The sequence below is a fragment of the Sphingomonas sp. BAUL-RG-20F-R05-02 genome, assembly GCF_022662305.1.
Lineage (GTDB): Bacteria > Pseudomonadota > Alphaproteobacteria > Sphingomonadales > Sphingomonadaceae > Sphingomonas.
Genome location: NZ_JAKNQH010000001.1, coordinates 879,540 through 901,579 on the forward strand (window position 1 = coordinate 879,540; position 22,040 = coordinate 901,579).

Sequence of the window (22,040 nt, forward strand, 5' to 3'; positions counted from 1 at the left end):
ACCCGCATTTCCGCTGCATCGCAGCAGTGATGCGCTGGAACCCTGAAAGTAAACGCGTTACAACCTGTGAAACACACAAGGTGGTGGCGGGAAACGTGCGAATATCACGTTCCAGTCATCGTACCGGCATAGACGTAAACGATAGATCAGCCGGCGCCTTCCATGCACGATCAGAGGGTTACATGAACCAACTTCGGCAAAAGGTGGCGCGCGGTGCCACATGGACTGCCGGTCTGCACGGCGCATCGATGGTCATCGAGCTGGCAATTACGGCGCTGCTTGCCCGCCTGCTGTCGCCGGCGCAATTCGGCATCGTGGCGGCGGCGATGCTGTTCATGGGGCTGGTCAACGTCTTCTCCGAGGTCGGTGTCGCGCCCACCATTATTCAGATGCCCGATCTGACCCGCGACGATCTGCGCACCGGATTGACCGTATCGCTGTATCTTTCGCTGTGCTGTGCGGTGGCGACATGGTGCGGATCGACTTTGGTGGCGACGATCTTCCACATGCCTGAACTCAGCGACGTGCTGAAGGTATTGGGCGGTGTTTTCCTGCTCCGCGGGATATCGCTGGTGTCCGAGGCAAAGTTGACGCGCGACCTGCACGTCAAGGAGGTGCGGCTCGTACAGCTTGGCGCGCGTACGTTTGGCTACGGGCTATTCTCGGCGATCTTCGCATGGCACGGCTATGGCTACTGGTCGCTCGTCTACGGCTCGTTGATCGAGGAGGCGCTGCGTGCGAGCGGCATCTACGCGATCGCGCGAATTCCGTTTTCGCTGTTGCTGTCGGGCCCAGGCTTGCGCCTCATTTTTTCAAGCAGCGCGGGGTTCACCGGGATCAACATCGTGAACTTCATCGCGCTCAACGGTGACACAGCTATCGTTGCACGCGCAACCGATGCGGTTTCGACGGGCCTCTACTCACGCGCATTCAAGCTGATGAGTTTCCCAACCACGCTGTACTCTAAAATTGCCGATCAGGTCGTCTTCCCGGCGATGGCCAGCCTGCAAGGCCAGCCCGAGCGGCTGCGCAAGGCCTATCTTGAGGCCACCGCGCTCGCGGCGCTGATCGGGCTGCCGATCTCGGTGGTGATTGCCTTGGTTGGGCCGGACCTGATTTTGTTCTTCTACGGGCCGAAGTGGACCGCCGCGACACCGATCTTCGCGGCGCTATCGCTCGGCATATTCGCGAGATTTTCGACGCGGACGAGCAGTTCACTCCTGAGAGCGACCGGCAACTTAAGAGGGTTGTTCATATCTCAGATCATCTATGCTGCGGGTACCGTGATCGGGTGCAGCATAGCGATCCCCTTTGGCCTGATAGCGATGTCGGCCACGGTCAGCCTCGTCCTGGTCCTGTCGTTCTTCATCATCACGGGCTTCGCTTTCCGGTCGGTCGATGTTGATCTCCCGACGTTCTTTTCAGCGCATCTCGCCGGATTGAAAGTCGCCGCTATCGTCGCACTCGTCACAGGCGGCGTTCTCGACCTGTGTCACCACAATGCGCTCCATGGCTTCGTTCCCCTCGCCGCCTCGGGCATATCAATCGCGCTCGTCGGGGTCGCCCTGGCCGCTGTGAAATCGCAATGGATCCTTGGGGATGTCGGTATGAAGATCGCCCTGTCCTTGCATACAAAGCTCCGTCGCTTCAGCGCGAAAAGAGAAGCGTAGCGTGATCGCACAGTGAGACAACTATCATGCCCAAAGTAACCGTCGTCTCGTCCTTCTATAACGAAGGTTGGCACGTTAAGGACACGCTTGATTCCATTCTCTCGCAGACTGAACGGGACATGGCGGTTGTCTGCGTCGACGACGGCTCGACCGACGACACGCTTGCGTGCCTGAACGCTTACCGCGATTGTCGCGTGCGGATCGTTGCACAGGCTAATCAGGGCCTGGGTGCGGCGCTGAAAAACGGTTTCGCCGATGCTGACTCGGACTATCTCGCCTACCACGAGGCTGGCGACGATTACCGTGCCGACCGGCTGGAGCGCCAGATCGCGCGCCTCGAGGCGGAGCCGGATTGCGGCGTCGTGTCGTGCCAATCGCGCTCCGTCGGGGTGGACAAGAGCTGGACGCGGGAGACGCGGCCGGAGGCGACAGGTGCCGCCGATACGCTGCTGACGCACAATCCGTTTCCGCACTCGGGCACGCTGTACCGCAAAAGCGCATACGACGCTGTCGGCGGCTACCGCGCGTTCTTCCGCTACCGACAGGACCTCGACCTGCTCTTGCGGCTGTCGGAGCGTCATGCGTTTGCGGTGGTGCCAGAGATTCTCGTTACGGTGCTGCGGCATAGCGAAAGCGTGTCGGTCAAGCCCGCCAAGCGGCTGCTGGCGCGGCGCTATCGAGAATTCGCGGTGTATTGCGCGTCGGAACGCCGGGCGGGCCGCAGCGACCCGCTCGAATCCTTTGGGCCTGGAGCCGCACTCATGCGCCCGCGATCGCGCCTGATGGCGAACGAGTTCGCGCAGGAAGCTATGAAGGCAAGTTGGCGTGGCGACCGCGACAGTGCACGCACCTTCATCGCGGCCGCTATCGACGAGGCTGTGACCGCGCGCGGGCTTGCCGCCACGATAGGCACCCACGTACCCATGCTGCCGCAGATGCGGGCGGCGTATCAGAGCCTGCGTCGTCGCGCGGTCTAGCGGCCGAAACCGTCAAACAAGATGCCGCACCTCAGGCACGGGGGTCAGCGGTTTGCGATCTGCGAACCATCCGCCGAGGTTGTCGACCATGAGCTGCCCCATTGCCGCCCGAGTCTTTACCGAGGCTGAGCCGATGTGCGGCAATAAAACGACGTTGGGCATCGCGACCAGTGCCGCCGGCACCCGCGGCTCGTCCTCGTAAACGTCGAGGCCCGCGGCAAGGATCGTACCGGCTTGCAGCGCCGTGATCAGTGCTGCCTCATCCGCTACGCTGCCGCGTGCAACATTGATGAGCACGCCTTCACGGCCGAGCGCGGCCAGCACGTCCGCGTCGATGAGATGACGGGTTTCCGCCGTGCCCGGCACGATCGCGATCAGCACGTCGCAGGCTTTGGCGAGGCCGACCAACGTGTCATGGTACGTGTACGCCACACCCGCCTGCCGCGAGCGGCCATGATATTCGACAGCGACGCCGAACGCGTCGAGCCGGCGCGCGATCGCTTTGCCGATCGCGCCAAGCCCGAGAATGCCGACCGTCCGCCCGCGCAGCGTCGGGGACAGCGGGAACGCGCCCTGCGGCCATTTACCCTCACGCACGAAGCGATCCGCCTGCGGGAGCTGCCGCAACGTCGCGAGCAACAACCCGATGGCAAGGTCCGCGACCTCATCGTCGAGCACGCCCGGTGTGTTGGTGACGATCACGCCACGCTCCGCCGCGGCTACCGCATCGATACTATCATAGCCGACGCCGAAGCCGGCAATGATCTCCAGCGCAGGCAGCTTGTCCATCAGGGCGCCGTCGATCCGGCCGGCCAGCGTATTGGCGGCAAACCCACGCACGCGCCTGCCAGCATCGGCGAAGAAGCGGTCCTGATCCTCGATCTGCCAGAGCTTGTGAACGGTGAACGCCGCTTCGAGTGCGGCGGTCACGGAATCCGGCATCGGTCCGCCGATGATGATCTCAGGTTGCATGATGGCGCTCTTCGAAAAGTTCAGTAACGTCCCCACGTAAAGCGTGAGGAAAGCGCATAGTTCCAGACCGCACCCACCAGCACGCCCAGCAAGGCGGCCGTCGCCCACGTGCCCTCGCGGGCTTCGTGCAGAAACCCGGCGACACCAACGTTCGCGACCAGGCCCACGCTGCAAACGACGCAGAACGACACCCAGCCATCCAGCAACTGGCGCCAGCCGCGTAGGCGCCGATCGCGATAGGTGAGCGCGTTGTTGAGAAAGAAGTTCATCGTCATTGCCACCACGGCCGCGATAACCTGTCCGAGCAGGAAGGCGCGATCACCCCAGCCGAGCAGGATTGGCGTCAACACACCCATATGCACGCCCACGCCGATCAACCCGATCGCGGAGAACATCGCGAACCGCACCGGCACGATCCTGCCGAACATGCGATCGTACAAGGCGATCAGGAACTCCAGCGCGACGACATGGTCGAGCTTGCTCTCGCCCTCGGTGCGGGTGCGGAAGGTGTAGGGCAGTTCGACGAACTTCAGCGGTCGCGGCGATCCCGTCATGATGTCGAGCAGGATCTTGAAGCCGATCGCGGCGAGATGCGGCGCAAGATCCCGTACGATCCGCGCCCGTATCATGAAGAAGCCGCTCATCGGGTCGCTCAGGTCCGCTTTCAGGACATGCCGCGAAAGCTTTGTGGCGAAAGCGGATTTTGCCACACGGTCACGGTCCCAGTCACCGGTTCCGCCGCCATGTACGAAACGCGAGCCGATCACCACGTCAACGCTGGCATCTGCGTTGAGCGCTTCGACCATCGCGGGGAGGATTGTTTCGTCATGCTGAAGGTCGCCGTCGATCACTGCGACCAGGGGTGCGGCGGTAGCGCACATCCCTTCGATACAGGCCGAAGACAGGCCCCGTCGCCCGATCCGCTGGATCACGCGCACGCGTGGGTCGACCCGCCCGATCGCGCGAACGGCATCCGCCGTGCCATCCGGGCTGTCATCATCGACGAAGATCGCCTCCCAGGCGCGCCCGGCCAAGGCCGCATCGAGCTGCGCCACCAGCAGCGGAACGTTGCGGACCTCGTTGAAGGTCGGGATGACGACGGCGACGTCGAGCGTCTGGCTCACATCAGTGCTGCCAGCACCGCATCTCCCATTTCGCTCGTCGTCATGGTGCCGCCAAGATCGGGCGTGCGGGCACCACCGATCAACGCCGCCGACACGGCCGCTTCGACGCGCTTTGCCGCTGCCTCATCGTCGAGCGAGTGGCGCAGCAGCATCGCCGCCGATAGAATCGTCGCGCATGGATTGGCTTTGCCCTGCCCCGCGATGTCCGGCGCGGAACCGTGAATCGGCTCGTACAGGCCATTGTCACCGCTCCACGCGCGGAGCGAGGCGGACGGCAACATGCCGATCGAGCCGGCGCACATGCTCGCCTGATCGGACAGGATATCGCCGAACAGGTTGCCCGTGACCATCACGTCGAACTGACCCGGGTTGCGAACCAACTGCATGGCGGCGTTGTCGACGTACATGTGGGTGAGCGTGACCTCGGGATAGTCCGCGCTCATCGCCGTCACCACGTCGCGCCATAGCTGCGAGGTCTCCAGCACATTGGCCTTGTCGATCGAATGCAGCGTGCCCTTTCGGCGCTTCGCCATCTCGAACCCGACAGTCGCGATACGGCGCACCTCTGCCTCGTTATAGGACATGATATCAAAGCCTTCGCGCGTTCCGTTCGCAGCGGTTCTGAAGCCTTTCTCTCCGAAATAGACATCGCCGTTTAACTCACGCAGGATCACCATGTCGATCTGGCGGGCGACTTCCGGACGAAGCGCAGAGGCATTTTCAAGGCCGGGGAACAGCGTGGCTGGGCGCAGGTTGGCGAATAGCCCAAGCGCGGCGCGCAGGCCGAGGATCGCCTGTTCGGGGCGAAGCGCCCGCTCCAGCGCATCGCAGCGCGGATCACCAACCGCGCCGAATAGGATCGCATCTGCACGCCGCGCTACGTCCAGCGTCTCCGGCGGCAGCGGATGACCCGCCGCGAAAAACGCCGCACCGCCAACGACCGCTTCTTCAAAGGCGAGATCGAGATTGAGCGCTTCGAGAACCCGGCGCGCTTGCGCGGTGACTTCGGGGCCGATGCCGTCGCCGGCGAGGATCGCGATCGTCTTCACATGAGTTCCGTTCAGGCTGGAGCTGTTTGCGGCCATGCTCTTGCCGCCGCCATGCGTATCACGCAACCGCCCTTTTCAGCCGGTCCACCAGCCGGTTCCGCGCGTCACGCGGATCGGTGCGCGTGTCGGCGAGAATATCGCGGTCGAGGAAGTGGCCGGTGATGCGCAGGGCGGCAAGGATGGCGCCCCAGTCCGCATCGCCGCCGCTCAGCAACTCGGAAGGCAGCGGGAACAGCCTGTCTTCATAACCGAATGCAGCGCCCCGGCTCACCGCGCCACCGCTTTTCGGGCTGACAAACGCAAGGTCGTCGCTTGCCCCGCTCGCCACGCATACGCCGAGATCGAGCCCGAAGCCGAGTTCGGCGAGCAGCAGCAATTCGTACCGTGCCAGCGCCAACGCCCAGCCGCGCGCCGCCGGCGCCGCCGCGATCGCACCGATCACTCCGCTGAGCGCGGCGTGTAGCCGGGGATAGGGTTGTGCTTCCGGCAACGCAGTCGCGGTAAGCGCCGTCACCCATTCCAGCGCAGCCGCCGGCAGCGGCTCGGCATGCGAAGCGGCGTGACTCTCGATCAACTCGATCGATAACTGCGCGAGTTGATCGGGCGCGCGGGCGCGCCATTCGCCGAGGACGAGGTTGCCGGGTTGCAGCACCGGCCTCAGCCGCCGGGAGCGACCGCCCCGTACGTAACCAGGCTGGAGGCCGTGGTCGGCAGTCAGCGCACGCACCACGGCGCCATGCTCGCCATGTTGGCGAACGGCTAGGACGATGGCTTCGGCGCGGAAGTGCATTGCACCGTGCTATATACGCAAGGCTGCCATGGGAAAACGCGCGGCGGCCTTGCGTATTACCGAACCCCGATCAGCTGCCGCAGAGGCACTCGACCTTAGGCTTCGGGTGCCATTTCGGTTTCGGGTGCCACTTCCGCACCGGTCGCCACGCCTTGCGCGCGACATAGCGAGTTTTGGTCGTCTCGACATATTCGGTCGTGGTCGTCGTCACCGACGGTGCGGTCTGCACCGTGACGGTGGTGGTGGTCGAGCCGGGATAATAATATCCGTTGGCGTAATAGCCGCCCGACGAATAGGTCGTCACGCCGCTGCCAGCCGATACGGGCGGTGGTCCGCCGTAAGCCGGACCACCAACAGGCGCAGGGTAAGACGCACCGGCGCCGTAGCTGCTTTCGCTCTGGTAGCTCTCGTCATAGCCGCCGTCATAGGCGTTGTCGTAGCGGTCCCAATCGACGCCACCGACATAATCCCGCACCCGGCCCGAGCCATCGACCAGCACCGCATCGTCGTAATAACGGCTCCAGTTGTAGCCGTACGGCGGCGACGCGAGACCATAAAGCCCATAGTCGCTGATGAAGAAATCAGGCGTGAACCAGTAGCCGGGCAGACGCCAGCCACGCGACGGGCGACGATAGGCGTTCCAACCGCCCGGAGCGTTCCACCCGCCCGACCAGCGACCACCGGAGCGCGCGCCCCAGCGCGAACCGCCGCCGACATGAACGCCACCGTTCCACCCGCCTGGGCGACCGCCGTTGTAGCCGCCACCACCGTTCCAGCCGCCGGGCCGGCCAGCACCGTTCCAGCCGACCTGTCCGCCGCCGTGCGACTGGCCGCCCCAATGCTGTTGGCCGCCGCCGTTGCCGTTCCAGCCCGGCTGCCCGACATTACCGTTCCAGTGCGGACGCGCACCGCCACCGTGGCTGTTCCAGCCACCCTGCCCGCCGCCGTTCCAATGCCCTTGCTGCGGACCAGGAGCCTGCATGGTCGGCCGCGGCGCGCCGCCGCCCATCGCCGGCATCTGCCCCGCCATCGGGCGGCTCGGCATACTTTGCATGCCGCCGGCGCGTTGCGCATCGGCGGGCATCGCGACAGCGGCGCCGATCAGGGCCAACGCGGTGATGGTATGGTTTCGCATGCTCAAGATAGACACTCCCGTTCAGGACGCCGCAAACCCCCGCGCACCGTCGATTTGATTAACGTACCAGTTACCTAATCGGTGCCTTTTCGACCAACAGGACCCTTGGTTAAGGATTGTGCCGAAAAGGGAATGACGATCAGCCGGCGAGACGTGGCGCGATCAACCTGACCAGCGCCTCGCACCCTGCCGCGTCCCCGGCGTCGAAGCGGGACGGCAGCGGGCTGTCGAGGTCGAGCACACCGATCAGCCGTCCCTGATCCAAGATCGGCACCACCAGTTCGGAGCGGCTCGCCGCGTCGCAAGCGATATGCCCAGGGAACGCATGTACATCGGCAACCCGTTGCGTTTCCAACGTTTGTGCCGCCGCGCCGCAGACGCCTTTGCCGATAGGAATACGGATGCACGCCACCTTGCCCTGAAACGGCCCGAGCACCAGTTCGCCCCCGACCAACCGGTAGAACCCGGCCCAGTTGAGATCGGGCAGATACTCCCACAGCAACGCCGCCATGTTCGCCATGTTGGCGATCGGGTCAGTTTCGTCGATCGTCAGCGCATCGAGCGCAGCGGAAAGGTTGCGATACAGTTCGGTCTTCGACGTGGCGTCGATATCAAAGGCATACATGGCGGGAAGCTCCGAGTCGTTGGCGCGCTATGTCGGGTCGGGTGCGCTCGGCATCAATATGGCGGTGCCTGCCGTGCGCGTTGCGCTCGCGCCGCCTCGGTCCACCAGGCGAGATCGTCGGCGAAGCGGGGGAACGCCCGCGCCACAGCCGCCCCACCCTCCCCGGTCGGTTCGCCTTCCGCATCGAACGCGCCGCCGATCCCACCGACGGCGAGCGTGCTGGAGACGACCACCATCCCCATCTCGGAAAGGATGCCGTGCCACGCGGTGCCTGCCCGCACGCCGGCCGAGCGCCCGGCGGAATAGCTGGCGATCGCGGCGGGCCGCCAGAACCACTCCTCCAGGAAATGGTCGGTCAGGTTCTTGAGGCCGGGCTGAACGCTCCAATTATACTCGCCCGTCACGAACACGAATGCGTCCGCCGCGCGGATCTTGCCGGCCAGCGCCTCCAGCTTCTCCGGCGCGGTGCCCGGCGGATACTCTTTGTACATGCGGTCGAGGATTGGCAGGTCGACCGCCCTGGCGTCGATCAGTTCGGCATCCGCCCCGCGTGCGGCGAACGTCTGCACGAGAAACCGCGCGAGCTTGATGCCCTGACGGTCGGCGCGGTACGATCCATAGAAGATCAGGACACGGTCGCTCATGACTGCGCCGGGGTCGGGGAATTCGGCATCGACACCCTTTCTGGAGTTGGGACGGTTCGGTACCACGTCGCGATATCGAAGGGAGGCGGACATGACCAGTTGCCAGCACAGCATGACCATCAACGACGTGACGCCCAGCGCGAAAGGGTGCGAGGAGTGCCTGAAGACCGGGGACGTATGGCTGCACCTGCGGCTGTGTCGCGCCTGCGGGCATGTCGGCTGCTGCGATCAATCGCCCAACCGGCACGCGACCGCGCATTACCACGCTTCGCACCACCCGATCATCGAAGGTTATGACCCGCCCGAAGGCTGGGGCTGGTGCTATGTCGACGCGGTGGAGATCGACTTGCCCGATCAGACCCCACAGCGCGGCCCGATTCCGCGCTTTTACTGAACGGCGCGCCGCGACCGGGAGCGGTTGCGCCCCCGGTGCGTTCGCAGCCGTGGATGCCGGTCGAGCCGGCGAAACGCAGTGTCAGGAACCGAACGATCATGAGCGGCCCCAAACTTTTCGAGCCCGTCACCGTTGGCGGCCTTTCCCTCGCCAATCGCATCATCATCGCACCGATGTGCCAATATTCCGCGGTCGGCGGCTGCATGACCGATTGGCACCTCATCCATCTCGGCCAACTGGCGCTATCCGGCGCGGCGCTGTTGACGATCGAAGCGGCTGCCGTCGTGCCGGAGGGGCGCATCACCTACGCCGATGTCGGGCTGTGGGATGATGCCACCGAAGCGGCGATGGCGCGCACGCTGGAGAGCGTACGCCGCCACTCGGACATGCCGGTCGCGATCCAGCTCTCTCACGCCGGTCGTAAAGCCTCGACCGATCTGCCGTGGGCTGGCGGCAAGCAGATCGCCCCCGGCGCCGAGAACGGCTGGCAGACCTTCGCGCCCTCGCCAGCGGCGTTCACCGCCGGTGACACTCCACCGCAGGCGCTTGGCCTCGACGATCTTAAGCGGTTGCGCGATGCCTTCGCGGCAGCGGCCAAGCGTGCGGCGCGGATCGGCATCGACGCGGTGCAGCTACACGGCGCGCACGGATATCTGCTCCACCAGTTCCTCTCACCGCTGTCGAACCAGCGCGAGGATGATTATGGCGGCTCGCTGGAAAACCGCATGCGCTTTCCGCTCGAAGTATTCAACGCGGTGCGGGAGGCGTTCCCGGCCGACAAGCCGGTGACGATGCGCGTCTCCGGCACCGACTGGGTGCCGGGCGGCTGGGACATTGAGCAGACCGTCGCCTTCGCGCAGGCGCTGGAGGCGCGTGGCTGCGCCGCCATTCATGTGTCGAGCGGCGGGCTCGATCCGCGCCAGGCGATCCCGGCCGGCCCGAGCTATCAGGTGCCGCTCGCCCGCGCGGTGAAGCAGGAGACCGGTCTGCCCGTGGTGGCGGTCGGGCTCATCACCGAACCGGAGCAGGCCGAAGCGATTGTAGCAACCGGCGACGCGGATATGATCGCGCTCGCCCGCACCATTCTCTACGATCCGCGCTGGCCGTGGCACGCCGCCGCCGCGCTTGGCGCGACGGTGACCGCGCCGAACCAGTATTTGCGATCGCAGCCCCGGCAGTACCGCGATCTGCTGAAGGGGCGCGGTTGATCCGCGCTGCCTATGGCACCACGCCGAGCTTCGCGTAGTCCTGCTCGATCGTCGGGGACAGCAGGTGTGCGGCGGTCAGATCCGAGGCACTGCCTTTCACGTCACCCATGCGCTTGTGGACGACGCCGCGCATGAACAGGCTGGCGGCAAGATCGGGGTCGAGGTCTAGCGCCGCGTTCAGGTCGGTAAGTGCGTTATCGAGTTGATTGAGCCGGAAGTAGATCAATGCCCGACTGTCGAGCGCAGCTGTGGCGGAATCGCCCAATTCGATCGCGCGCGTGCAATCCTTTAATGCGGTGTCGAGTGCCGTGTTGAGGATGCCCTTTACCCAGCATCGCGTGTTGAGCAGGTTAGGGTTGCCGGGGCTCGCGGTCACCGCGCTGTCGATCGTGGTGATCGCCTCGTCTTTCTTTCCGCCACGCGCCAGCACCTCGGCCTTCGCGGCGAGGAAGTCGTTCTTCTGCTTGCCGCCCGCTCCGATCCGCTCGTCGAGCATCGCCAGCGCGGCATCCAGTTCGCCGCGGTCTGCGTTGAGCCACGCCATCTGATCGGCCGCGCCTGATCCCGGATCCAGTTTCAGCGCCTCGCCAAGGTCGGCAACGGCCTTCGCCCGGTCACCAAGCGCCGCCTCGATCCGCGCACGAGAGATAAAGCTGTCGGCGGACGGATCGAGCGCGATCGCCTTGGTCAGATCGTCGATCGCCTCCTTGCGGGCATAGATCTTCTCGTGGAACCAGGCGAGATCGGTGAGCGCCTCCGCCTTGTCCGGCCGCGCCGCGACATCGGCCGCGTACAAAGCGAGTAAAGCGTCGAACCGACGTGCGCGCTTATCCGCGTCGATGACCTGCCACGATGCCGGATAGTCCTTGGGCGCCGCGACCCTCAACACACGCGACTTGGCCTGGGTCAGTCGCGCCCGCGCGGCGGCGATGTCCGATACGGCGATTTCGGAGCGGGTGCCGCGAACCCGGTCTTCCACCGTCAGCGTATCGCCCGCCAGTCGCGTCGTTCGATCGATGCGTACCCCCGCCAGCGTGTTGGATATCGCCTGATCGCCGTCGAGCGTGAAGCCCGCACCCGCTTCGGGAAGCGTGATGGTGGTACGGAGCAGGAGGTTGCCGTCACTCCCCGCCAGCACCGGGATGGTCCGCCACGCCGCGCGCGCACGGTCGGGCTCGAAGGTGATCCCGGTGACGCTCTTGTCGAGCGTTGCGCGATATCGTTCCTCCTCCCGGTTCCAGTCGGGATAGGCGATGCCGGTCGCCGCCAAGGTAAATTCACCGGTCGCTTCGTCATAGTTCAGCGTGCGGGTCACGACCTTGCCGCTGCCGTAAAATCCGCTGAGTTGCTGCGTCGCGAACGTATCGAGATCGTCCTTGCTGGCCTGCTGGCTTGCCGCGCGGATCATCTGCGCGATCGGACCGCGATACACCGCGCTCATCTTGAACGATGCCGGCATGCCGACCCCGGCCCGTTCGTCGAGGGCAAGATCGACGCGAACATCCGGCCGCGCGGGCGGGCGATAGGCGATGTTGAGCAACGCGGCACCTTCCCCGCGCACCGGCAGCACCCAGCCGAACGGCGGCGTGTCATGGATGTCGGTCAGCCGTGCGCCGCTGCTCGTGCCGTCCAGCCACAGCGATTCGCCTGCGATCGTCGCGTGGACGATGACGTGATCGAACGCGCCCGGCAGCGGCAGATGATCCGACACCATATCCCCCAACTGGCTGTTGGCGAGGACCGGCTCGGCCGTGATGTCGAGCGCACGCAGCAGCGCGATCAGCAGCAGCGTCTTGGCCTTGCAGTCACCGTAGCGTGCCGACCAGGTCTGCGCCGGCGTCTGCGGAACATAGTTGCCGCCTTCCATGCCGCGAAACAGATAGCGCACCTTGCCCTGCACCAGCTCCAGCGCGAGTTCTGCGCGCTTGATCGGGTCAGTTTCAGCCGCCTTGATCCTCGCGACCTCGGCCGCGAGCGGACTGCCCGCGGTGATCATCCCGTCGGTGCGGTACAATGGCGCCATCGTTTTAGACACGTCCTGCCAGTCGGCGAAGTTGGTCGCTTCGATCAGGCGCGGCGCGCGGTACCGCAGCGGCGCATCGGCGGGCATGTCGGGCTGCTTGGCGAGCGGCATCGCGATCTCGACCTGATGCCACCCGCCGGCGTCGCTCACCTGCGGGGCGGCACCGACGGCGGTGGTCTTCCACGTCATCTTGTCGCCCTGCGGCCACAACATCCGCACCCGCGCGAACTGGATGCGGAAGGGATCGGCAAGCACTCCGTTCATTGCCTGCACATGCCCGCCGAGCGCGCCATCCTTCTGCGTGATCGAAATGGCGACGTGCAGCACGTCGCCGACGCGCAACCCCTCGACCGGCATCGTCGCCGTCAGCATGCCGCTCAGCATCCGCTGCTCAAGCCCCTCTTCCCGCCGCAGCACCGAGAACGGGTCGCGTCCGGCGATCAGGTCGATATGCTCTTTGCCGCGGATGATCTCGACCTTGTGGATGATCAGATCGCCCTTGTCGGGTTGCCACGGCAGCTTGATCGTGCCGATCGCGTCAAGCACCTGCGGCGAGGCGGCGCGCGTCGCGGTTTCGACATAGCCCCACACCTGACCATCTTTGAGCCGCTGTTGCGTGTCCATCGACAGCACCACCGGATCACTGTCCTTGATGGTGGTCGCGTCGATCGCCGGCGCCGGCTTCACCCAGTCCGGCACCGGTGCGTAGAGCGGCTTGTCGCTCGCCTGCGCCGCTCCGCCGGCGGACGCCAGCAGGACGAAGATCAACCGACGCATCATGATATTACCCCCAGTTACCCCGCGTGTATCGTAGCGTGGCGCGGTTTACCGGCAAGCAAGATCCCGTGCAGAAACCATTATTTCGTGTGGAAGAAATCGTACAGCGATTGCGCCATCGCCTTCGACACGCCGGGTGCCTTCTGGAGATCCTCCAGACTCGCACCACGCACCGCCCGCGCGGTGCCGAAATGCATCAGCAGCGCCTTCTTACGCGCCGGCCCGATGCCCGGCACCTCATCGAGCGGGCTGGTCACGATCGCCTTGCTGCGCTTCGCCCGATGCGCGCCGATCACGAAGCGATGGACCTCGTCACGCAACCGCTGGAGGTAGAACAGCACCGGCGCATTGACCGGCAACTGGAACTCGCGCCCATCGAGCATGTGGAACACCTCGCGCCCGTCGCGACCATGGTGCGGCCCCTTGGCGATCCCGACCAGGCACACGTCCTCGATCCCCAGATCCTCCAGCACCTCGCGCGCGGCGTTGAGCTGGCCCTTGCCGCCGTCAATCAGGACAAGATCGGGCCAGTCGCCACCGTCGCGATCGGGGTCCTCGTTCTGGGCGCGCGCGAAACGGCGTTGGAAGACCTCCCGCATCATCGCGAAGTCGTCGTTGGTTGCGGCCTGCTTGATGTTGAACTTTCGATACTGGCCCTTGCGGAAACCCTCCGGCCCCGCGACCACCATCGCGCCTAGCGCAGCGGTGCCCTGGATATGGCTATTGTCGTATACCTCGATCCGGTCGGGCGGCTCCCCCAGCCCGAACAGATCGGCCACTTCGCGCAGCAGCTTGGCCTGCGTCGTACTCTCGGCGAGACGCCGATCGAGCGCTTCCTCGGCGTTGCGTTTCGCCTGATCGAGCAACCGCCGCCGCGTGCCCCGCTGCGGCACGGAAAGGTCGACCTTGCGACCGGCCTGCGCAGCCATCACTTCGGCCAGCAACTCGGCCTCGGGCAACTCGCGATCGACGAACACCGTCTTGGCGGGCGGCACCTCCTCGTAAAACTGCGTCAGAAAGCTGGTCAGCACCTCATCCTCGGGCACGTCGGCGGTGTGTGCGGGGAAGAAGCTGCGGTGGCCCCAGTTCTGCCCACCCCGGATGAAGAACGCCTGGATGCCGATCACGCCCTGCTTGCACGCCATCGCGAAGATGTCGGCATCGCCTACCCCTTCCGCGTTGATCGCCTGGCTGCCCTGGATGAAGGTCAGCGCACGCAACCGGTCACGCAGGATCGTCGCCAGCTCGAAATCCATTGCCTCGGCCGCGACCTGCATCTGCGCACCCAGCTTCGCCTGAACCTCGGTCGATTTCCCGCCGAGGAACGCCTTGGCATCCGCGACCAGTTCCAGATACGCATCCTGCTCGATCCGCCCGACGCATGGCGCCGAGCAACGCTTGATCTGATAGAGCAGGCACGGTCGATCGCGGGTCTTAAAGAAGGTGTCGGTGCACGACCGCAGCAGGAACAGTTTCTGCAACGCATTCAGGGTGGTATTGACCGAACCCGCGCTGGCGAACGGACCGTAGTAATCGCCCTTGATCTTTCGTGCGCCGCGATGTTTCTGGACACGCGGATACTCATGATCCGCACGTAACAGGATGAAAGGGAACGATTTATCGTCGCGCAGCAGCACGTTGTACGGAGGGCGATACCGTTTGATGAGCTGCGCCTCGAGCAGCAGCGCCTCGGCCTCGTTGTTGGTTGTGACGATCGTCATGGAGCGTGTTTGCGCGACCATGCGCTGCAACCGCTTCGACAGGCGTTCGATCTGCGTGTAGTTGGTGACGCGGTTCTTGAGGGCCTTGGCCTTGCCGACGTACAGCACGTCGCCACGCGCATCTTGCATGCGGTACACGCCAGGGCGAATGGGAAGCGTTCTCAATACGTTGCGGATCGCGGCTACGCCGGTTTCTAGGTCCGGCACATCGGTGCCGCGCACGGCGTATGTGGATTTGTCTTCGTTGAAACGATCGGGAGCATTTGGCACGGACATGATGCCGCTGATCTAGGCGTGATGCCTGTCCGACACCAGCGTCCTGACGCTCAAACCATGCCGAAACGCGAGGCTACGAGATGGCTAATGCGTTTTACCGGACCGGCAAACCGCAAGTTGGTGCTGGCTAACCGCGGGGTACAATATGCTCGAACCATGAAGGCGCGGGACTACCCGCGCCTGCACGATCAGTTCAGCCGGCCAAGCCCGGCGATGGTGCGGTTGACCAATGCCTTGTCGGCGTCGGCGCCGTGCCGCTCGGCGAGGATCGTCGCTGCGGCACGCGTGGCCGCATCGGCGGCAATCGCACGGACTTCCGCAATCGCACCACGTTCAGCGGCGGCGATCTTGTCTTCAGCCATTTGCTGACGGCGCTGCACCAATTCTGCGGCATCCGTCTCCGCCTTGGCGAGCAGCGCCTTGGCCTCGGCGTGCGCGTGCGCGACGATTGCGGCGGCATCGCCCTCGCTCGCCGCGTTGCGCGCATTTGCCTGCGCCAGTGCGGCTTCCGCTTCGGCACGGAGCTTGGCGGCTTCGTCGAGCTGCACCTTGATGGTGGCGATGCGCGCGTCGAGCATGTTCGCGATCGCCTTCGGCACCTTGGCGGCGATGATGATCGCCACGACCACCAGCATCGACAAGGCGACGAACATCGGTGGCGTTACGCCGAAGAAGTTCAATTCATGATGAAGTTCCACGGTGCCGGTTCGCGTCGCCATGATGGGATGCCCTTCAGCCATGCGCCAATTCCGTCTTCACCTGATGTTCGATGCGAGCACGATCGACCGACACGCCCGACAATTTGGCGAGGATCGACTCCACCGCGTCCACCGTCGTGGTTTCGATCTCCGCAACCGCAGTCTGCTTCGACGCGGCGACCGCCTGGGTCGCCTGCGCCAGCCGCTCCGCCGCGGCTGCGTCACCCGCCTTCAGCGTGGTTTCGGCATGCGCGGTGGCAGTCGTCTTGGCCTCGGCCACCGCCTTGGCGGCTTGCGACCGGGCGGTGTCGAGGCCCGCCTGATAGCGTTCCTCGTCGGCGCGCGCGGTGTCCCGCGCGGCCGCCGCCGCGGCGAGGTCGCCCGAGACGCGGGCGTTACGATCGTCGATCGTCCGCTCGATCTTGGGGACCATCGCCTTGCCGATCCCGAAGTAGATCAGCGCGAATACGATCGCGAGCCAGAAAAGCTGCGAGGCGTAGATCTCGGTGATCTGGGATAGCTGCGGCATGTCGGTCTCTCTTCGCTTACTTGACGACGAAGAGGATGAGGATCGCGACGACGAATGCGATCAGACCGAGCAGCTCCGAAGCCGCGAAGCCGATGAACAGGCGACCCTGCTGGCCATCTGCCGCGCCTGGGTTGCGCAGCGCGCCTTCGAGGAACGAGCCGAACACGTTGCCCACGCCGAGCGCTGCGAGGCCGACGCCGATCGCTGCGAGGCCGGCACCGATGTACATTGCGCCAAGATCAGTCATGATAAACTCCCTGAGAAATACGTAAGGTCAATGGATCAGACTTAGTGCAGATGCACCGCGTCGTGAAGGTAAAGCGAGGTCAGCAGCGCGAACACATAGGCCTGGATCGCGCAGACCAGCAGTTCAAGCGCGCTGACGCCGACGATCATGATAAAGCTGAGGATCGCCACCACCGGGCCGAGCGCACCGCCTGCGTTGAGGCCCTGCACCACGAAGCTGCCGAACACCTCGAGCAGGATGTGGCCTGCCGTCATCGCGACGAACAGTCGCAGGCCGAGGCTGAACGGGCGCACCATGAACGAGACGAACTCGACCGGGATGATGATCGGCATCAGCCACGCGGGCGCACCGTGCGGTACGAACAGCGAGAAGAACTTGAGGCCATGTTTGGCAAAACCGACCACCAGCACGATCGCGAACGAGAAGAAGGCGAGGATCGCCGTCACCGTAATATGGCTGGTAACCGCAAAGGTGTGCAGACCGGGCACGATCGCGAGCGGCAGCACGCCGACCAAGTTCGACAGCAAAATGAAAAAGAACAGCGAGAAGATGTAAGGCGCAAACTTCTTGCCGCCCTTGCCGATGCTGGTGTCGACCATATTGTCGATGAAGCCGACCATCATCTCGACCATCACCTGCCAGCGGCCAGGAATGAGCTGACGCTTCAGCCCGCCGCTCACCAGTACCGCCAGCAGCGCGCCGACGACGACCATGAACAGCGCCGAGTTGGTGAACGAGATGTCGAAGGCGCCAAGATGGATCGGCCGCGTCAAAGGCGCGACGTGGAACTGCTCCATCGGGTCGATTCTGCCGGCGCTCATTCGGCGCGCTCCTTCGAAATGCGGTAGATGTTGCGGAAAGCGACGATGATGCTGAGCGTGATGAGGATCAGCAGCGCCCAAGGCGACGTATCGAGCCAGTGATCGATCGCGTAGCCGAGAATGCCACCGCCGAGCGGCGCACCGATCAACTCCATGAGCACGCGCGAGCCCTGGGCGTAGCCTTTGGGCTGCGGCGTCACCGGTTTCGCCGCACGCGCCTCGTCAGCCGCCTTCGCTTGCGCGATACGGTGATCAAGATCGTCGTCGTGACGAAGTTCGGCCAACACCCAAGCACCCCGATAAGAAAACGCCGCCGCGCGGCGCGCGACGACGAAAACATGGAGCGTCGCCCCCGTTGCCGGTGCGTTTAGAAAAGGGGTGCGGGCAAGTCAACCGCAACGGAGAACAGTGCAATTCGGCGATTTGCCGACGCTATCGCGCTCCGTGTCGACCGGGCCGGCGGCAACGCGCACATGGCAACGCTGACGGCCCGGCTGGTACCAGCGGCGTCAACGCACCCGTTATACGCAGCGCGAGTCGCGCTCCGGTGCGGCGGCGGTGCGAGTCGCCCAACTACCGCCGGGCGTCTTGTACTTTTCGCCTGGTGAGGTCGCCGCGATCAAGCGGCAGCCGGAGGTGAACGCCATCTGCTCGACCGTGGCGCCGGCCGCCGCGCTTTCCGTGTATTTGGCCTTGCGCTGGATGTTGATGCTGTTGACCAACGCGCGCAGTTCCGCCGATCCGCCGCCGACGACGCCGAGATAGCCGTCGGGCTGCTCCCCGATCTGCCCGGCCGAGCGCGCCGCCTGATAAGCGGGGTCGCGCTGCGCCAGCGCAGGGGTCGCCACCGCGAGCGAGGCGGCGATCAGGACAATGCTACGAACGGTGTTCATCAGAAAATCCCCGGGTTCGACTGGATCAACGACTTCGCCTCGCCATCGAGGCGATAGACGACCTCCTGCGTCACGTTGATGTTGAGGTTGATGACGATCGGCTTGTCCGGCGCGGTGACGTTGACGCAAGCGGCGGTCAACATCGGCGCCAGCATGCCGGCGATCATCAAGGCTCTCGTCATCGGGTGACTCGTCGGTCTCCGCATCAGCTTCGTCAATCCTGTTTCGGTCATGGCACGGTCTCGCTTGCGGGAGGCTGAACGGATGGAGGTTGCGCGGCCTCCTTCTGCTGGTCGATCAAGGCGGGCAGATTGCGCGCGATCAGGCGCTTGGGATCGTAGAACGACTGCGCCGAATCGATGAGTTGGCGGAAAGGCGCGCGGATCGTCACGTTGAAGACCAGCGGCAGTTTCTGGAGCCGATCGAACAGGAAGTTTCGCTTGGCGCCCTTGCCCTGTCCGACCCCGGCGAACTTCACCTCGGTCAGCATCTCGCCCGCAAGCGGCCCGTTCATGACGATGCCGAGGCTGCGGTAGCGCAGCGACTTCAGCGCCTGGAACGCGAAATTGCCCCAGGTGCCAAGGTCCTTCTGGCTGATCTCGCCGACATAGGCGATCGTACCGCCCTTCTCCTGCACCGTCAGCCGCCCGTTCTCGATCCGTCCGCCGGTCGCGTCGAAGATCATTGGTAGCACGCCATCGAAGGTGCCGGTCGCATCGAGGTTCTTGAAATCGAACTGCTGGAGGAACAGCGCGGCGTCCACGCCGGTGACACGAAACGTCATGTGCCGCTCGACCGGCTGTGAGAAGTCGAGCAAGGTCGGCTCCAGCACCAGCGCACCGCCCGCGAATGGCCAGCGCGCGCCTTCCACCATCACCTGCGTACCGGCGCGCAGTTGCAAGCGGATCGTGCCGTCGTTCACGGGCACGCCGGGGTTGATCGTCTTGACCGTTACGATCTGCCCTGCCGCGCTTTCGAGCGCGAGCAGATCGGTGAAATGGATCTCGCCCGCGATGCCGGTCACCGGGCCGAACGCGGCGGCGAGGTTCATGCCCTTGGTGGCGAACGTACCGTTGCTGGTGACGCCCGCCTTGGTCCAGCGGATATGCCCCTCGCCCGTCAAGATGCCCGCGGCGTCTGCGATCACGCCGAAGGTGAGCGGCGTCAGCGCATCCGGCTGGAACGCTTTGCCGAAGGTGATGCCCGCCACGGCAAGATCAGCATGACCGGTCGCATCGCCGAGATCGTGAACGATGCTGACCTCCGCCACCTTCACCTGCTTGGTCGGTTCGACCAAGGTGCCGGTGGAGGCGATCGTGCTGCCCGTCAGCGTAAGCGCGACGTTGCGGGCGGCAAGCGGCTTGAAGCGTGGGCTCGCGGCGGTGTCAGCGACCGTCAGCGCGCCGTCGACCATGAGTTTACCGCCGACGAAGCGCCAGCGTCCATCGGCGGCAGAGAGCGCAAGCGGCACGTTGGCGATTTGCCCACCGCCACCGGTAAAGCCGCCTCCCAGGCCGTCGCCCACGACAGCGCCATCCAGGTGCGCGAAGTCGAGCTGGGTCTGGCGATCCGCAGGGCCGATCCTGGCGGTCACGTTGGTGAGGCCGAAGCCGGTCTGCCCGAGCCGCACGCTCCCGCCGCTCGCCGACAGCGTCAGCGGCGATCCGCCAAGACTGCCGGTAAGCGTGGTGGCAGCCAGCCGCGCGCCGCCGCCGATCCGTCCGCCGGCGAGCGTCACCAGCCCCGCGCCGGTCGGGCATAGGGTCAGCCGGGTCGGCGCGAGCGTGAGGCTCGATACGGACAGCCGTTGCAGGCCGAGCGGCGTGCACGACGGGTTGACGATGACGCGGTCACGCCCGTTCCAGTAGAGCGACAGCGGCGCGGTCAGCTGCTCGACACGGCCGCCCGATAGCGGGCCGGACAGCGCCACCTGCGTCTCGACATGCGTGTTGCCACCAGGCGTCGCAGTGAACCGCACCGGCGATAGCGCCAGCGTCGCGCCGCCGGTGGTGTAGCGATCGAGCGTGGCCGTACCGGTAATCGCGCCGCCGGGTTTCGCCTGAGCGAGATGAACGCGCGTATTGGGAAACCCGCCGCCGTTCAGCGTGCCACTGGCGTCGATCAAGGTGCCGCCGTCCGGCCAGCCATAGGCAATGCCTTGGCCGCCAGACACCGTGAGCCGCGCGCCGGACTGGCTTCGTGCAGCGACCCGTGAGAGCGCCGCCCGCCCGCGCGCGCCGCGCATTTCGGCCGCGACATCCGCCTCGGCATCCACGGACCGCAACGCCGCCTCCCCCGCCGTCGCCAACCCGGCGAGGATCGGACCGACCGGCGTGCTTGCATCCGGCTTGCGATACGCGGCGAACTGGCGCCGCAACGCCTCTCCCGCCGCGACGCCAGTGCCGCGCGCCGTGCCGTTAAGCCGGCTCGTACCGCCCGCGACCGTGAACGTTCCTGCGAAACCCAGCGCTTGCGCGGTCGCACCGGGCAATGCCGCGGTGCCGCTGCGCACGTCCGCCGTGCCGCTGGTCGCGCGCTGCGAGCCGGTGAAGTCCACCACCCCGCCAATATCCGCGACCTGCATGCCCGCGCCGCGCACCGCATCCGCTGCCAGCCGCACCGATCCGCTCCAGCGATCTAGCCCCGCGCCCAACGTCGCCTTGATAGTTGCGGCGGGGCGGGTCGCGGCGACGCCGTTACACGTGATGCGGACCGCGCGCACCGGCCCTTGCAGCGTCGGGCGGCCGTTTCGTGTCGTCACCGTCAGCGCCACCGCACCGTCCGCCAGCGTGCAACCGGCTTGGGCGAGATGATCGCTTACCGCCGCGATTTGTCCGTCGAAGCCGTCGTCGAGCCGTCCGCTCCCGGACAGCTTCACGCCGACGAGACCGTAAGGCGTCTCCAACCGCACGCGCGCGTCCGCCAGATCGAGCCGGATCGCCGGCAGCGCGAACCTTCCCGTGCCGCTCGACTTCGGGATCAGCCGGTCGAGTGTCCCTACCGACAGCCTGCCGTCCACCAGACGCGCGCGCAACCGGACATGCCCGGCGCGTACCCCCGTCACTTCGACCCCGCCGGTGCCTACCGACGTTTCGATCTCGATCCAGTCCGCCACCAGATCGGGATGATCGGGATCGCCCAGCACCACGTCGGTAAGCCGCTGCCGATTGAAGCCGAGATCGGCGATCGCATAGCGTCCGGTGACGCCGTGCGCGGCGAGGTAGCGGTCGGCATAGCCACGCGCGATCTGCTTGCGCTGGCTCCACAACACGAGCAGCGCGACCAGCAGCAGCCCCGCCGCCACCAGCAGGACGCGCCGCAGCCGTACGAAGCCGATGCGCCGACGCGGCGGCTCGGCAGGCTGCTCGGTCTCTCCCGCCGTCACGCTGCGTCCATTCATGTCAAATCGTTTAGGCAACATCGCCGCCGATTGCACGCGTGGCAACGACACCGTAATCGCTTTGCCA

At 65.4% G+C, this 22,040-nt stretch carries 21 protein-coding genes; 4 read left to right on the forward strand and 17 right to left on the reverse strand.

Features of this window, described 5'->3' with window-relative positions; genetic code table 11:
• Positions 1-29 precede the first annotated feature (29 nt).
• Complete coding sequence (locus tag L8F97_RS04200; protein WP_242147167.1) at positions 30-1,670, forward strand: lipopolysaccharide biosynthesis protein; 1,641 nt, start codon at positions 30-32, stop codon at positions 1,668-1,670.
• 26 nt (positions 1,671-1,696) lie between these two features.
• A complete protein-coding gene (locus L8F97_RS04205; protein ID WP_242146759.1) occupies positions 1,697-2,647 on the forward strand; it encodes a glycosyltransferase family 2 protein in 951 nt (316 codons plus the stop codon).
• A 12-nt stretch (positions 2,648-2,659) separates the two neighbouring features.
• On the opposite strand, the gene L8F97_RS04210 is transcribed toward L8F97_RS04205, so the two are convergent.
• The 7 genes from L8F97_RS04210 to L8F97_RS04240 form a co-directional block, all read right to left on the reverse strand.
• On the reverse strand, positions 2,660-3,619 hold the full coding sequence (locus L8F97_RS04210; protein ID WP_242146762.1) for a 2-hydroxyacid dehydrogenase: 960 nt from the start codon (positions 3,617-3,619) through the stop codon (positions 2,660-2,662).
• A 20-nt stretch (positions 3,620-3,639) separates the two neighbouring features.
• Positions 3,640-4,743: a glycosyltransferase family 2 protein gene (locus L8F97_RS04215; protein WP_242146763.1), complete on the reverse strand. Its 1,104-nt coding sequence runs from the start codon at positions 4,741-4,743 to the stop codon at positions 3,640-3,642.
• Positions 4,740-5,828 (reverse strand): 3-isopropylmalate dehydrogenase, encoded by a 1,089-nt coding sequence (gene leuB, locus L8F97_RS04220; RefSeq protein ID WP_409929003.1) that lies wholly within the window; start codon positions 5,826-5,828, stop codon positions 4,740-4,742. The genes L8F97_RS04215 and leuB overlap by 4 nt, the downstream gene beginning before the upstream one ends.
• 22 nt (positions 5,829-5,850) lie before the next feature.
• Positions 5,851-6,582, reverse strand: coding sequence for a DNA repair protein RecO (gene recO, locus L8F97_RS04225; protein ID WP_242146767.1), 732 nt, complete (start codon positions 6,580-6,582; stop codon positions 5,851-5,853).
• Between the two features lie 70 nt (positions 6,583-6,652).
• Entirely contained in the window at positions 6,653-7,717 is a 1,065-nt protein-coding gene (locus tag L8F97_RS04230; RefSeq protein ID WP_242146770.1) for an RcnB family protein, read from the reverse strand.
• 139 nt (positions 7,718-7,856) lie between these two features.
• On the reverse strand, positions 7,857-8,342 hold the full coding sequence (locus L8F97_RS04235; protein ID WP_242146772.1) for a GAF domain-containing protein: 486 nt from the start codon (positions 8,340-8,342) through the stop codon (positions 7,857-7,859).
• A gap of 53 nt (positions 8,343-8,395) precedes the next feature.
• Positions 8,396-8,986, reverse strand: a complete 591-nt coding sequence (locus L8F97_RS04240; RefSeq protein ID WP_242146773.1) for an NADPH-dependent FMN reductase — start codon at positions 8,984-8,986, stop codon at positions 8,396-8,398.
• Between the two features lie 91 nt (positions 8,987-9,077).
• On the opposite strand from L8F97_RS04240, the gene L8F97_RS04245 reads away from it, so the two are divergent.
• Both L8F97_RS04245 and L8F97_RS04250 read left to right on the forward strand, forming a co-directional pair.
• Complete coding sequence (locus L8F97_RS04245) at positions 9,078-9,380, forward strand: UBP-type zinc finger domain-containing protein (protein WP_242146775.1); 303 nt, start codon at positions 9,078-9,080, stop codon at positions 9,378-9,380.
• A 98-nt stretch (positions 9,381-9,478) separates the two neighbouring features.
• On the forward strand, positions 9,479-10,588 hold the full coding sequence (locus tag L8F97_RS04250; RefSeq protein ID WP_242146777.1) for an NADH:flavin oxidoreductase/NADH oxidase: 1,110 nt from the start codon (positions 9,479-9,481) through the stop codon (positions 10,586-10,588).
• Between the two features lie 10 nt (positions 10,589-10,598).
• On the opposite strand, the gene L8F97_RS04255 is transcribed toward L8F97_RS04250, so the two are convergent.
• The 10 genes from L8F97_RS04255 to L8F97_RS04300 form a co-directional block, all read right to left on the reverse strand.
• On the reverse strand, positions 10,599-13,391 hold the full coding sequence (locus L8F97_RS04255; protein WP_242146779.1) for a DUF3857 domain-containing protein: 2,793 nt from the start codon (positions 13,389-13,391) through the stop codon (positions 10,599-10,601).
• A gap of 77 nt (positions 13,392-13,468) precedes the next feature.
• A complete protein-coding gene (gene uvrC / locus L8F97_RS04260) occupies positions 13,469-15,385 on the reverse strand; it encodes an excinuclease ABC subunit UvrC (RefSeq protein ID WP_242146780.1) in 1,917 nt (638 codons plus the stop codon).
• A gap of 188 nt (positions 15,386-15,573) precedes the next feature.
• The gene (locus L8F97_RS04265; RefSeq protein ID WP_242146781.1) at positions 15,574-16,125 is read right to left on the reverse strand and encodes a hypothetical protein; all 552 of its coding nucleotides are present in this window, start codon (positions 16,123-16,125) and stop codon (positions 15,574-15,576) included.
• Positions 16,118-16,612 (reverse strand): ATPase, encoded by a 495-nt coding sequence (locus tag L8F97_RS04270; protein ID WP_242146782.1) that lies wholly within the window; start codon positions 16,610-16,612, stop codon positions 16,118-16,120. Before L8F97_RS04270 ends, L8F97_RS04265 begins: the two co-directional genes overlap by 8 nt.
• A 16-nt stretch (positions 16,613-16,628) precedes the next feature.
• Positions 16,629-16,841 carry a F0F1 ATP synthase subunit C gene (locus L8F97_RS04275; RefSeq protein ID WP_010164404.1) on the reverse strand — a complete coding sequence of 71 codons (213 nt, stop codon included), beginning with the start codon at positions 16,839-16,841 and terminating at the stop codon, positions 16,629-16,631.
• Positions 16,842-16,900: 59 nt separating this feature from the next.
• Complete coding sequence (locus L8F97_RS04280; protein WP_242146783.1) at positions 16,901-17,680, reverse strand: F0F1 ATP synthase subunit A; 780 nt, start codon at positions 17,678-17,680, stop codon at positions 16,901-16,903.
• Positions 17,677-17,964 (reverse strand): AtpZ/AtpI family protein, encoded by a 288-nt coding sequence (locus L8F97_RS04285; RefSeq protein WP_242146784.1) that lies wholly within the window; start codon positions 17,962-17,964, stop codon positions 17,677-17,679. The genes L8F97_RS04280 and L8F97_RS04285 overlap by 4 nt, the downstream gene beginning before the upstream one ends.
• Before the next feature lie 237 nt (positions 17,965-18,201).
• Positions 18,202-18,573 (reverse strand): YdbL family protein, encoded by a 372-nt coding sequence (locus L8F97_RS04290; RefSeq protein WP_242146785.1) that lies wholly within the window; start codon positions 18,571-18,573, stop codon positions 18,202-18,204.
• Positions 18,573-18,755: a YnbE family lipoprotein gene (locus L8F97_RS04295; protein ID WP_242146787.1), complete on the reverse strand. Its 183-nt coding sequence runs from the start codon at positions 18,753-18,755 to the stop codon at positions 18,573-18,575. Before L8F97_RS04295 ends, L8F97_RS04290 begins: the two co-directional genes overlap by 1 nt.
• Positions 18,756-18,802: 47 nt before the next feature.
• Positions 18,803-21,973, reverse strand: coding sequence for a YdbH domain-containing protein (locus L8F97_RS04300; RefSeq protein WP_242146789.1), 3,171 nt, complete (start codon positions 21,971-21,973; stop codon positions 18,803-18,805).
• Positions 21,974-22,040 lie beyond the last annotated feature (67 nt).

Coding starts and splice junctions, on each gene's coding strand:
- L8F97_RS04200 (WP_242147167.1), top strand. CDS start 30: ATGCGCTGGAACCCTGAAAGTAAACGCGTTACAACCTGTGAAACACAC.
- L8F97_RS04205 (WP_242146759.1), top strand. CDS start 1,697: ATGCCCAAAGTAACCGTCGTCTCGTCCTTCTATAACGAAGGTTGGCAC.
- L8F97_RS04210 (WP_242146762.1), bottom strand. CDS start 3,619: ATGCAACCTGAGATCATCATCGGCGGACCGATGCCGGATTCCGTGACC.
- leuB (WP_409929003.1), bottom strand. CDS start 5,828: ATGGCCGCAAACAGCTCCAGCCTGAACGGAACTCATGTGAAGACGATC.
- recO (WP_242146767.1), bottom strand. CDS start 6,582: ATGCACTTCCGCGCCGAAGCCATCGTCCTAGCCGTTCGCCAACATGGC.
- L8F97_RS04230 (WP_242146770.1), bottom strand. CDS start 7,717: ATGCGAAACCATACCATCACCGCGTTGGCCCTGATCGGCGCCGCTGTC.
- L8F97_RS04235 (WP_242146772.1), bottom strand. CDS start 8,342: ATGTATGCCTTTGATATCGACGCCACGTCGAAGACCGAACTGTATCGC.
- L8F97_RS04240 (WP_242146773.1), bottom strand. CDS start 8,986: ATGAGCGACCGTGTCCTGATCTTCTATGGATCGTACCGCGCCGACCGT.
- L8F97_RS04245 (WP_242146775.1), top strand. CDS start 9,078: ATGACCAGTTGCCAGCACAGCATGACCATCAACGACGTGACGCCCAGC.
- L8F97_RS04250 (WP_242146777.1), top strand. CDS start 9,479: ATGAGCGGCCCCAAACTTTTCGAGCCCGTCACCGTTGGCGGCCTTTCC.
- L8F97_RS04255 (WP_242146779.1), bottom strand. CDS start 13,391: ATGATGCGTCGGTTGATCTTCGTCCTGCTGGCGTCCGCCGGCGGAGCG.
- uvrC (WP_242146780.1), bottom strand. CDS start 15,385: ATGTCCGTGCCAAATGCTCCCGATCGTTTCAACGAAGACAAATCCACA.
- L8F97_RS04265 (WP_242146781.1), bottom strand. CDS start 16,125: ATGGCTGAAGGGCATCCCATCATGGCGACGCGAACCGGCACCGTGGAA.
- L8F97_RS04270 (WP_242146782.1), bottom strand. CDS start 16,612: ATGCCGCAGCTATCCCAGATCACCGAGATCTACGCCTCGCAGCTTTTC.
- L8F97_RS04275 (WP_010164404.1), bottom strand. CDS start 16,841: ATGTACATCGGTGCCGGCCTCGCAGCGATCGGCGTCGGCCTCGCAGCG.
- L8F97_RS04280 (WP_242146783.1), bottom strand. CDS start 17,680: ATGAGCGCCGGCAGAATCGACCCGATGGAGCAGTTCCACGTCGCGCCT.
- L8F97_RS04290 (WP_242146785.1), bottom strand. CDS start 18,573: ATGAACACCGTTCGTAGCATTGTCCTGATCGCCGCCTCGCTCGCGGTG.
- L8F97_RS04295 (WP_242146787.1), bottom strand. CDS start 18,755: ATGACGAGAGCCTTGATGATCGCCGGCATGCTGGCGCCGATGTTGACC.
- L8F97_RS04300 (WP_242146789.1), bottom strand. CDS start 21,973: ATGAATGGACGCAGCGTGACGGCGGGAGAGACCGAGCAGCCTGCCGAG.